The sequence below is a fragment of the Rhodopirellula sp. J20-39 genome (assembly GCF_057365095.1).
Map to the genome: position 1 here is coordinate 6,444,246 of NZ_CP195123.1, position 12,283 is coordinate 6,456,528.

The following is a 12,283-nucleotide window of genomic DNA, read 5'->3' on the forward strand; positions in this document are numbered from 1 at the left end:
ACGCTCAAATTGAATAAAAGTCCTTGAAAAGGCTAGTAAACCTGTAAACATACCTTCGTCCGTCCGTATACTTTCGTAGAGTTCGTGCGGTGCTTGTGGCTTGCAGTGGTGGGGAACCAGATCGGTGTCGAAAATAATTTGGGTTGGCGATGCCAACAATCCACCGGTTCTGCCTTCAGATCTAGATCTTGGTGTTCCCGGAGGATCCGAAGAGAGCAATCCGCAGGTCGATCAAAGCGTCCAGAACGCTGAGCCCGTCCAATGGATTCATGCGGATACGATCGTCGATGCGTTCCTGCATCTTGAAGACGACGACATTGTTGGTCTGTGGCTGGGCCGAGACAAGCTTCCGGGCGTCTCCGAAATTCGAGGCGTGCTGCAAAGCGGAGTCATGCTGCGGGATATGCCCGAAGGCGTCGCCCTTTTGGATTCCGACCTGAGAGTTATCTGGGCGAACCGGCGATTGTTGCAGTGGGCCGATCGCGAAGAAGCGACACCACTCGGGATGACGTTCTACGAATTACTGCACGATCCCGAGATCATGGGACCTGACTTCTGTCCGTTCCACACCGCGTTGGCGACCGGTGACCAAAGCCATTCAACTCTGCACAGCCAAAACAACCACTTCTTTAAAGTTCACGCCGCCCCGATCGAGTCTCCCGACTCTCTGCGACAACTGATTGTGACCGTCGGCGACATCACCGAAGAGATCCTTCAGGAACAAAAGCTGGCCGCCATTCACCAGGCTGGTCGCGAATTGGCGGACTTACGCCCCAACGAAATCTTCATGATGGAGGTCGACGAGCGGATCGATCTTCTGAAGGACAACATCCAGCATTACCTGCGAGATCTGCTGAACTTCGACGTCATCGAAATACGTGTGTTGGAACAATCCACTGGTGACCTGCTGCCGCTGCTGAGCGTGGGGATCGATGACGAGGCGTCGGACCGCCGGTTACTGGCCAAGATGCAGAAGAACGGAATCACCGGTTACGTTGCTGCGTGCGGGCTTAGCTATATCTGTCACGACGTGCTCAACGATCCTCTGTTTATTCCCGGCGTGGCGAACGCACGCAGCTCACTGACGGTGCCGCTGATCCTGCACGACCAAGTGCTGGGCACAATCAATGTGGAAAGCCCCGAGCTTTCAGCGTTCTCTGACAGCGACTTGCAGTTCCTGGAAATCTTCGCTCGCGACATTGCGTTCGCGCTGAACACTCTGGAATTATTGGTCGCCCAAAAAGCAAACACGGCGCAGCAGAGTTGTGACGCGATCCATAGTGCGGTTGCCTTGCCTGTGGACGCGATCTTGAACGACGCCGTTCACGTGATGGAAAAGTACATTGGGCACAGCCCCGAGGTGATGGACCGTCTAAGCCGCATCCTGCAAAATTCGCGTGACATCAAACGCACCATCCAGCAAATTGGCGAGAAGATGACGCCGCTCGAAGCGGTTCCTGCTGACGAGAAATCACAACAACATATTGGCCTACGCGGGAAACGAATTCTGGTTGTCGATGAAGACGACCAAGTTCGCGAAGACGCTCACCGTCTGCTCGAAAAATACGGCTGCATCGTCGAGACAGCACACGAAGGCGACGAAGCTGTATTGATGGTTCGCCGAAGCGGCGGCAACCACGCCTACGATGCAATCATCAGCGACATTCGATTGCCCGACTACAGCGGCTATCAACTGATGCTCCGGCTGGAAAAGGTCATGGACCACGTTCCGATGATCTTGATGACCGGCTTCGGCTACGACCCAGGTCACTCAATCGTCAAAGCAAAACAAAACGGCCTGCATCCCAAAGCGGTTCTGTTCAAGCCTTTCCGCCTAGACCAGCTAATCGACGTCGTGAAAACGGTGCTGGAAGCGACACCGACTTCGCCGCCCAAGCAAGACGAACCTACCGAACAAACGTCGTCCCACTAAAGTGAACTGAAGCACTCGATTCGGTAACTCAGGCCACCGCTGAACAGCGATCGCCTATCCAATGGCACCAAAGCCCGCTGCCGTAAGCGACTTCTTTTGATACCGCCGGGCGTGAAGCCTTCCTACTTGAATGCAAACGCCCAGCCTTTGGCTAGAATCACAGCCTTGGTTTGCACATAGCCAACTGTAGCTCTCGGCATCCATGCTTCAATCGAAGTGCCTGCCACGCTCCCAATCTCTGCGGCGACCGAATTAGGCAACTCATTGGCAACGACAGTCAATCATCCTTAGACACAATTGATTCATCATGACGAAGCGTTGGCGGATTGCAGGCATCAATTTCTCGCACATGCACATGGGTGACTTGCTGCGCAACGTCCATGATCACCCTAACGCGGAAATCGTCGGGATCTGCGATGAAGACCCGACTGCGATGAAATCGGCCATTGAATCCCTGAACATTTCAGACTCTTGTGTGTTCACCGACTACCAAACATGCATGGAAACAACGCAGCCCGATCTGGTTGTCCTGTGCCCGCCAACGGGTGAGCACGCGTTATGGGTCGAGCGGGTCGCTCCGTACGGCACGGATGTGTTCGTTGAAAAGCCATTTGCAGGTTCCTTGTCAGATGCGGACCGCATGATATCGGCAGTCCGAAACTCCGGTAAACAACTGATTATCAATTGGCCGGCCCGTTGGGATCCCAGCCATTTCACTGCTTGGCGAATGATCTCGGAAGGAACCATTGGTTCCGTGATTGAAGTCCATCACTACGGCGGCAATCGAGGTCCGCTATATCACGGTGCCGATAAGATTGAGTTCGAGCCAACGGCCGACGACAAACGAAACAGTTGGTGGTATCAACGGGAATCCGGTGGCGGTTCACTGCGCGACTATTTGGGATATGGGGTTACTTTGGGAACCTGGTTCAACGGTGGCCAAAAGCCAATTGAAGTGACATCCGTCGCTACCTCCACACCGGGACTCGAAGTCGACGAACACAGCATCACGATCGCCCGGTACGACAATGGGCTATCGAAGTTTGAAACTCGTTGGGGCACCTTCACCGACCCTTGGGTTCACCAACCACAACCTAAGTGCGGGTTTGTCGTACGCGGCACCGCCGGCACGATCGCAAGCTACGATTACGAACCAACGGTGCGTGTGCAATCCACTGAGTGCCCCGAAGGATTCGAGCAACCCGTCGACGAACTGCCCGAAGGCGAGCGTAATGGAATCGAATACACGCTAACCCGTTTGTCGCAAGGCTTCCCAATCGAAGGGCCGCTTTCACCTAGCGTTGCGAGAATAGGCCAGCAAATCATCGAAACTGCGATCCTTAGTATCGATGAAAAGCGAACCGTGCCTCTTTTAGACGCTTAGACAAAATCCTTCACCACCAACAACAGTCAAAGTCCGGTTTCGGATCGGAACCTACAATCCGCCGAACTCCAAACCAATCCAGACAACCGAATGAGATTCAACGCCCTAACATTCTTAATTTTGTGCATGGCGGTCCCGACGACCGCAGTGGCACAAATTGAAATTGACCCAGGGCGGTCAACCGGCGCGACCGTGCAGCATTTTGGTTGGGATCTTAAGGGCTGGAAGGACAGTGCCAGTACGCCCAAACGCGCTGCCATACTCTACGCCGACACCCCGGCCAATATTGTCCGCATCTCGATCGAGGGGATTGCCCATCGAGCTGACGGCACCGTGAATCTAAAGCCGTATGGGCCAATGCTAACCAGCATTGCAAACATCCGCGCGATCAACCCGGATGTCAAAATTTTTGCCAGTATCAAACTAGCGAAGGAAAAAACGTTTCCGGATTGGGTTGAATCAAACGAAGAAGGCTCGATCTTCAGCGTGAAAGTCAAACGCCCCAACCCCAACAAGTTCGCACACTTGGTCGCCGACTATATCGATTGGTTGCGCAGCCACGAGATCGCAATCGATTTCCTCGGCCTTAATAACGAGATCTCCGGTGCATTGACCGCGCCATTGTACGTTGCGACCGCGCGGGCGTTGACCATCGAACTTGCCAGGCGGAAAATCCCCAAGGAGTATCGCTCGTTTAAGTTCGTTGGCGCAGAAACGTTTGGCGTCGCCACAGCGGTCCGTTACGCCAACACCATTAAGATGGAAGGCGGACTTGAATATGCCAACATCTGGGGCAGCCATTTCTATCCAGACTTAACCAGTGGCTCCATCCAAGACTGGATCAAACTATCGGAAGTCTCAAGAGGACGACCGATCTGGCATTCTGAATTGCATGTCCGCAGTAGCCCCGACCCAGCCGATCATGTTGCGAAAGTCCGAGATGGTCTAGCCATCCTATTCGCGACCAATCAACTCGGTGTGGAGGGATACATCTGGTGGGCTCGCGGCAGCGAAGACCAACCCGTCAACCTGATTCGGCGGCGGGCAATCACCAGCCTCCTAGGTGGCTCATGCATCTACACGTCGGGACAGTACAAAGCCAAAGACAATGCACCGGATGCAACGCTGGCCCAAGCCACACGCGTCGGGGATACCGTTTGGCTGTGGTACTTCAATCCGAACGCCTCTATCTTGGAATTGCCGGTACAGCTAAAACGCGGCAGAGCAGAACAGGTCAGTGGCGAATACTGGGCCGGCGGCAACACCGAACCGACGAAGACCTCCGGAACACTCGACGTTGAGTCACGAAACGGAAAGTACATCGTCGTCCAAAACGTCCCTGCCGCGTCGATTCTGTTGATCAAAATTGACCTCAAAAGTTCAGATCGTTCGACTACCGCTGACGAGGATTCACCTGACGACGCTAGCACGAAACCTCCTGCCGCTGACGTCCTGGTGGCTGAACGCGAATGGCGATCCGCCACGCCAGGTTCTCAATCGCTGCGTGCCGAGTTGGTATCCGCTGAAGATGGAATCGGCCACTTTCGACAAGCGAACGGACGGACCTTTGACTATCCGCTTAGCAAGCTTTCTGAAAACGATCGACGCATCGCCGAAATGGCGGTAGCAAAGCAGGATCAGTAACGACGACCGATGTTATCACCCCATTGGAAACGACGAGCCTGATCGGTTTCGAATAAAACAACATCGAGAGTAAGTCCTAACGAGAAAGAAACCCTTCCCGCTCCGCCGAGATGATTCTCTCGTACTCTTGCAGGCGTTCCGGCTTATTCATCCGGCGTAGGTTTTCGGCAAGCACCACATTATCCGCCACTCGCAAAAACCGTTCGTACTGGGCTCGTGTTTCCTGGTCACCCAGAACCGTCTCTTCCTGTTCGCTTTCCTGTCGGTACCTTTCGTATTGCGAGTGGTTCTGAATTGCGTCCACAAATTCTTCCTGGCGTGTCGTCAATAGCTCCATACTGATTGGATTCAGTGTGTTAGCGAGCTCTGGCCAACGACGCTGGAGATCCGCGGCAATCTTGTCCTTCAGGCCAGTGGAAGCCTTCGGTGGACTTCGGCGACGGCGCCGTTCAACACGAGTCTTTTCCCAAGCATCGACCAGCCGATCCTCCCCTTCCAGATCCAGCTTCTTAGACAACTCCAACAACACCACTTTTTGAACCGGCGATGCGTACTTCAGCACGGTGCTAAACGGCTCATCGTTTTGCAATAACTCCCCCGTGCCGTCACCAAACTTACTCGCGTTGCTTAGGTATTCTCCCGACGTCTTGACCGGCACATCGATCGTGTCCGCATTCAAGATCGTGTAAGCATGAGCCTCTTCCAGCGAAACTTTTCCATCGCGGTCGTAGTCGGGTGGATCAATTGGTGAACCGGACCGATCGTTCCCTGCAATCGCGGCCCAGAAATACGTGCTGTATTCAACGTAGTTCGCTTCGTCAACACTGGGTGTGCAGCCCGCTGCGGGACGATCATGAACGGTGGCATAGAAACCGACTCGATTCTGGGGCGACAAACCATTCGACGGATCCCCGCCACGATACATCAAGTGCGTAAATCCGCCGGTGTAACACTGAACCATAACCATCACAACGTCGACGCCCGGATCAAGCCGATCAAGCAGACGGGCCATTTCCGTCATTGATAAAGCCGAGTTATCCCACATTGCGATCGACGTGTTGTACTCGCGGTTCCGATCACGACTGCGATGGCCGTGGGCAGTTACGTAGATCGTCAGCTTGTCGCCCGCTTTCATCAAAGGGCCAACGTCCGCGAACCATGCTTTGACATTTGCGGGCTTGGATGCATCGCGCACGTTCAAAACGCGATGGTTTCGATACGTCAGGCCCAAATCGCGAGTACTACCGAAAAACTCCGCCATCAACCGATTCGGCAACGGGACTTGGCTTGGATCATGGACCTGCAAGTCTTTCGCCGGATCCTTCCCATCGGCGAAAAAGACATCATGCCGTTCGGGCTTCACCGGATACCCGGCCAAAACCCGTTGAAACAAGAACACGTTCTTTTCCAACGATGCTTGATTACCACCGGGTGCATAGCCACCTCCAATGGTCAGTACATAATCGCCAGCGAGGGACCAATTTTGGCTTAGCAGGACGACCAATAAAACAGCAGTATTCGTACAAAACAAATTCACAACGAAAAACACTTTCCAAGTTTGTTGGCTGACGCGAATGCCAATCGGCCGATCATGACTGACGAACTACCGAACCGGATTTCCCCCTTGGGTTTCAACCCAATTTATCGGGTAAGGTGTCGAAAAAACATCCAATTTGGCACAGATCCCGCCTAGCAACCGATCGCTGCCGCCCCAAAACGGATCACGACATACCCCGACAAGCGGCCTTCCAGCCTCGTTATCTTCCGAACGGATGCTGCTCAACTTGGCGTGTCGACGTGATCCCAGTCCGCATCTTCAAATCGCACCAGCCAGTTCAACGCGTGTTGGCGTTCATTGACCACGCCAGGATCGATCCCAGCGGGCAATTGGGCGTCCTGAAGGTTGGCGTCTCGCGCGGCCCATAACAATCGATAGTTGAAGTCCAGTGCATCCAGGATTTCGACCGTGCTTCGAAGCTTGGCTTCACGCAGCACCTCGCCATGATTTCGAGGTAGCATGCATTTGGCGACGCCGGGCACATCGCAAATTCGATCCGGAAATGGCATCGCATCGTGAAGTCCTAACGCCCACTGCAACACATAGAGTGCTTCGTAACGCCAAGCAAAGTTAACCACCAATTGCCTATCAGGTTCGGGGTCTTGAACAAACTCAGTTTCCGCCGGCGTGAACGCTTTAAAAGCAAGTGGTGCTCGAGCTTGCAACTCATCCGCCGAAATGGGCTCATCGGTGGCAACCGATTCCGCGCGAACTGCCGCAATTAACAAACCCAGTGATCGCCACGCCACATCCTCGGCGCCGCGCAGGTCAACTTCGTGTTCACTGATCACCGGCGGTAAGGTTTCGGCCAAATGAATACCGAGGCCATTCAATTGCTCGACCGATCGGGACCTCCGCTGCCGAGCAACGTCGAGATACGGCACGGCGGCGTGTGGTTCTGCTTCGCCGGTATCGGGATCGACCAACACCGCTCCGCGCGGATCACGAACGGCTCCATCGGGCAGGAACAAAATCGCATTGGCCTGAACGGCCCATGTTGAGATCGCTTCTATATTTTCACCTTCCACCTCAAACGAGGCTTGCTTTTGCACTCGCTGCAAATGGCGATAAACCGCATACAGCGTTTGCGTCATTTCCCGTTGGCCGCCCTGCATCAGATATCCGATGAAATCTTCCAAGTGCTTTGGCAAATCTGGATCAGACCGATCTCGCATTTGCAAGTTCGAGTGCGGGAACTCCATCACCGGCGGTGACCGGTGCGTGCAGTATGCATTAACGAGAATAGCCATCGATCAATCCGAACTTAATTCAACCAGCCGTGAAGTTGCATCCAGGCTTGGAACTGATCCGGCCAATTGTCGCTTGGACGATCGCTGCGATACATTCCAAAGCCGTGCCCACCTTGGTCGAACACGTGCAGTTCAGCAGGTACGTTGTGCTTTTGTAACGCCGCATAAAATCGCAATGAGTTTTCGACCGGAACGGCTCGGTCGTCACCGGCATGAACTAAGAACGTAGGGCACGTGTTCGCGTTCACTTGCTCGTCACGCGACATTTCATGCACGAGTGCTTTATCGGGCGATTCGCCCAACAGGTTTCTCTTAGAACCGTTGTGTGTTACCCCATCAGCCATCGAAATAACGGGGTAGATCAGTCCAGCGAAATTGATGCCCGTCTCTTCGTCGGTCGCGACGGTGGAGGCCAAGTGGCCGCCGGCGGAGAAGCCAATGATGCCAACACGTTGAGGGTCAATCTTCAGATGCTCGGCATCCGCTCGAAGCAGACGAACGGCTTGGCGAGCGTCATTTAATGGGACCGGATGAGCATTGCCACCACCACCGCACCGGTACTTCAGCACGCCTGCGGTCACGCCCAATCCAGATAGCCATTTCGCAACTTCATGGCCCTCTTTCTCGATCGCCAATCCGCCGTAGCCACCCCCGGGGCAAACCACGACCGCCGTTGCACATGCGTTTGCCGGATCCGGCGAGTAGATTGCCAAGGTCGGGCGATTGATCTGAGTCGTCCACGCGTTTCCGCTACCTCGCTTGTCCGTTCTTTCTGTCGAGGCGGCTTCCACGTCACCATTGGCGAGTTCGGCGTCCGACCACAAGTCGATTGTCTTGAAGGCGGGCGTGACGACTTCGGCCGAAGTAGGATTTTCCACGGTTACTTCACCGAAGACTGGGGTCGTCAATACGACAGCGAAACTGATGGTCGTCAGCAGAAAAAATGGAACTGGAAATTGAGCGGGTAACTGCATCATGTGAGCCTGGAGGGGTAGGAGGGGCAATGGCTAAGCATTGGGTAGGAACGCCAATTCTACTCGAATGATTCAGCCGATGGGGTTAGCCGAGAACAGGTCAATCCACGAAACCAGATGCGATCCTCTTCTACATGCTGTCGACTCACCTGGATACTGATCATCATGCGGTCCGCGTCCTGGGGCACCACCGCCTCCACCGTGATGAAACGCCATTGGTCCGGAGGTCCAGGGTCGGGGAAAGCGTATGAATCCACTCCGCGTCGAGTAATCAATTCTCCATCGACATCCCGATACTGGATCACCAACTTACAAAGCCCTCGTCCGGCCTGCCGAGCCTGAACGGCGATCCGATAACGCTGACCTGGACTAGCGATGCATGACCGCGAAGCGATCGCCTCGCGAGCACCACGTATTTCTACACCGTGTTCTTCCCCATCATGACGATCGGTCTCCGCCACTAGCACCTGGCCACCCGGCAATACTTCGGTTTCCCAATCGTCTAGTTCAAGAACCTCCGCCTCAGTACGTTCCGGAGTGTTTTCGTTGAGCAAACTTTGCGAGCTTGGCGATACAACTTGTATCGCCGCCGGATCAATAGAACGCTTTGCCGTAGTGGCTTCGCCAATGACTTTCAAACAACCGGGCAACAACTCTTTCCAGTGAGGATAAACGTCCTTGTTGCGCCACAATTGCGTTTCCTTAGGCTCGGGCCACCAGCGACCGCGTTCGCTGTACAACCACACCATTCCATCACTTGCCTGCACAGCAAAGCCCAACTGCTTTCGAAACAATCCCAGCCGATCCGTCTGGTCCGGCTTGATTGTCCACTCAGGAATCAGATCCGGAACAACGATATCAACGAAGACCGGCATCGCGACCGACATTTGACGGTCATACTTTTGACGAACGATAGGGTCGACGACCATCCTGCCACGCTTTCGAACATCGTTTGCCAATTGGGTGAATTGTGCTTCTTCGGTGAGCCAATAACCGTACTCACAACCGTCTACAAAACGGGCGGTCGCTGGCGACTCTTCAAGCAGTCCCGTTAGAAACGCTGGCAACAAACCATATTTGTGCCCAGCCAAACACCACGACAAATCAGTGCGGCGTTTATCTGACTTATCAATCGGCGAGGGGCCTCGATATCGATGGTCACGAACAAAGTAGCTCATCCAGAAATAGCTGAACAACTCAACGTCCGGAAATTCTTCAGCGATGGCTCGCATGACTTGACGGCCACGCTTTCGCGCGGCGGCTTGAAGAACCTGAAACGAATCATGCAATGCGTGCGGTTGAGCATCGGCATCAAATTGTGCCAGCGGCGCGTGATAAGGTTCCGGATCAAACGTGATGCCACGAAGCTTGCCACGCTTGGCCAGTCGGGCCGCCAATCGCCAGCGACTGACGACGCGAGTCCATGCTTGGTCATCGAGCCAGTCGACATCCCCAGGGTTGGCCGATAGCAATAGATAGCTACCGGATGCTTCAGCGGACGCCAGCTTGTCTAAGGTCGATTCGGTTTCAGCGAACGTGACCTTATCCCAGGAATCGTTCGAGTGAGCCGACTTCAATGGATCAGGTGGCGTCTGATCCGCACGAACATGAATCACGGCACCGGAAAAAGACTGACCGTGAAAGTCGCTCCAGTCTCGCTGGAGCTGCTGAGCCGTCGGCGAATTCCAACCGGTCGTGATGATCCGCGTTTCGTATTCATCTGCAAACGTGAGCGACCGCGGGATCAACACCAAAAAGATCGCACTCGCACAGAAAATCGCTCTTACACAGAACCATCGTGGAGCGACCTGCATTCGAAAACGCGTAGGGAACATTGCCACATCATTCGTAGAAGAATGGGGCGACTGAAAACCCAAACGTCAAAAGGACTTTCAGAGGTAAGCGTCGTTCACGCCCCGAATCGTCCTACCAATGTATCAGGCTGCGCGTCGGACAGAGAGCGTTTGCTGAAACGCCTCGATCGAGGTACCCGCTTCGTAGTCAAAGTCGATCTGAACCAAATCACCATCTTGAGCTTCAAACGGATTCGCTATCGGCAACACGAGACACTGATTGGGCCACGTGATCGCATATTGCGCTTCATCATCAATTGCCAATACGTTCTGGGTGACCAGACGAACCGCGTTTACATAGCCCTCTTTTTCGAGCTGAAACTTTTCTTGCATCTCGAAACGATTAGGCACCGTGTCTTCATAGGCAAGGTTTGCGTACGCTTGCATCAAGCTGAGTTCAGTCGTTCGCAACTGTTCAGCCTGAGCAGCTTGGAACATGGGAACGGGTGCCACGTAGCCATCAAAATCAAAGTTTTGCTCGACCGGCTGAATCATCAAGATGGAGACTTCCGGGATAAAAATGGGCAGCGGGGAATGGACGCCATGCCGATTTCGATAGTTGCGTTTGAATTGACGAATGACGTGTGCTTGCTTCTCACGTAACAACCCAACGTGCAGCATTTCGCAGACGACCACATCGACAGGTTCATCTGGAACAAACTGGGCAGCGTCGGCCTGCACGACGGTGACGGCATCGGCAAGCCCGTTTTGGCTTAAGAATTGGCGGCTTACTTCGACCAACTCTGGATTGCGTTCGACGCAAGTCACACGCGCACCGCGGTGGGCGGCGAAGGATGAAAGGATTCCGGTGCCGCCGCCAAGTTCGACGACATGCATCCCTGGACGAACCATCAGATTGATTGCGTCGCGAAATGCACCGACTCGATCAACGTCCTGAAGCATGTTGTAGTGATACAGCAACGGGATGTATTGGCCGAGAACATTCTCGTCCGATGCGGATGCTGACTCGGAGGCGACTTTTGGCGGCGATACTGCCGCAATGGGGGTGCGTGAGCTCATCCCGTCGACACTAGGAAAATCCCAGGAAGCGACTCAAGCCCAACCTGACCCAGGCAACCGACTTCACGATAAAGTCCGGTAAATCAAAGTCCAGCAAATCGCTATCATTTGGACCATCCGGGGTCCTCGAGAGTGTCGAGAGTGAAGTTAATCAACCACTTCGCCAATGGATGAACTATCGCCAGGAGGAAAAAACACTGCCAGCCAAACCGTGGGCTCGCTGGTAGATGTCCATTCGACTCGGTGCTTTTGGTGAGCAGGAATCAACAACTGATCCCCCACCTTCAAAGTCACCGACCGGTCGGGGTTCTGGATTGTGAGTTTGGCTTCGCCCTGAAGAACGACCACCCATTCTTGTTCGTCTTGGTCGTACCAGAATCCCGGTGGGCTGACGTGACCGGTAGATACGATTCGCTCGACCCGCACGTGCCGGTTGCCCGCCAACAAGTCCACACATTCATCCGGCAGACTGCCAGCGACGTACGAAAATAGGTTTCCTTGGAACGGTGTCATCACGGATCCGTTAACAGCATGGCTTCCAGAGTAAAGGCCGCCCAAAAGTCGAAGCGTCGAGCAATGAGGGCAACCGCACCCGCATTGAATCGCGGCCGGCAGGTTTAGGCAATGCGGATAACCGGCACGACTGACAACAACGGTCTCGCTTACG

General features: G+C 54.3%; 9 protein-coding genes. 3 read left to right on the plus strand and 6 right to left on the minus strand.

Annotated features, from left to right (window positions below):
- Positions 1–124: 124 nt before the first annotated feature.
- The 3 genes from ACR3ZL_RS23485 (at position 125) to ACR3ZL_RS23495 (ending at position 4,961) form a co-directional block, all read left to right on the plus strand.
- A complete protein-coding gene (locus ACR3ZL_RS23485) occupies positions 125–1,933 on the plus strand; it encodes a response regulator (RefSeq protein WP_473650661.1) in 1,809 nt (602 codons plus the stop codon).
- A 307-nt stretch (positions 1,934–2,240) separates the two neighbouring features.
- Entirely contained in the window at positions 2,241–3,317 is a 1,077-nt protein-coding gene (locus ACR3ZL_RS23490; protein WP_473650660.1) for a Gfo/Idh/MocA family protein, read from the plus strand.
- Between the two features lie 90 nt (positions 3,318–3,407).
- Complete coding sequence (locus ACR3ZL_RS23495; RefSeq protein WP_473650659.1) at positions 3,408–4,961, plus strand: hypothetical protein; 1,554 nt, start codon at positions 3,408–3,410, stop codon at positions 4,959–4,961.
- A 76-nt stretch (positions 4,962–5,037) separates the two neighbouring features.
- Here the strand turns inward: ACR3ZL_RS23495 and ACR3ZL_RS23500 are convergent, their stop codons facing one another.
- The 6 genes from ACR3ZL_RS23500 to ACR3ZL_RS23525 all read right to left on the minus strand — a co-directional run bounded on the left by ACR3ZL_RS23500 (position 5,038) and on the right by ACR3ZL_RS23525 (position 12,129).
- A complete protein-coding gene (locus tag ACR3ZL_RS23500; RefSeq protein WP_473650658.1) occupies positions 5,038–6,498 on the minus strand; it encodes a hypothetical protein in 1,461 nt (486 codons plus the stop codon).
- A 242-nt stretch (positions 6,499–6,740) separates the two neighbouring features.
- On the minus strand, positions 6,741–7,769 hold the full coding sequence (locus ACR3ZL_RS23505; protein WP_473650657.1) for a DUF4272 domain-containing protein: 1,029 nt from the start codon (positions 7,767–7,769) through the stop codon (positions 6,741–6,743).
- Positions 7,770–7,783: 14 nt separating this feature from the next.
- On the minus strand, positions 7,784–8,773 hold the full coding sequence (locus ACR3ZL_RS23510; protein ID WP_486173005.1) for an alpha/beta hydrolase: 990 nt from the start codon (positions 8,771–8,773) through the stop codon (positions 7,784–7,786).
- A gap of 29 nt (positions 8,774–8,802) precedes the next feature.
- Entirely contained in the window at positions 8,803–10,578 is a 1,776-nt protein-coding gene (locus ACR3ZL_RS23515; RefSeq protein WP_473650655.1) for a hypothetical protein, read from the minus strand.
- Positions 10,579–10,680: 102 nt separating this feature from the next.
- The gene (locus ACR3ZL_RS23520; protein WP_473650654.1) at positions 10,681–11,616 is read right to left on the minus strand and encodes a methyltransferase domain-containing protein; all 936 of its coding nucleotides are present in this window, start codon (positions 11,614–11,616) and stop codon (positions 10,681–10,683) included.
- A 147-nt stretch (positions 11,617–11,763) separates the two neighbouring features.
- Complete coding sequence (locus tag ACR3ZL_RS23525) at positions 11,764–12,129, minus strand: cupin domain-containing protein (RefSeq protein WP_473650653.1); 366 nt, start codon at positions 12,127–12,129, stop codon at positions 11,764–11,766.
- Between the last annotated feature and the right edge of the window lie 154 nt (positions 12,130–12,283).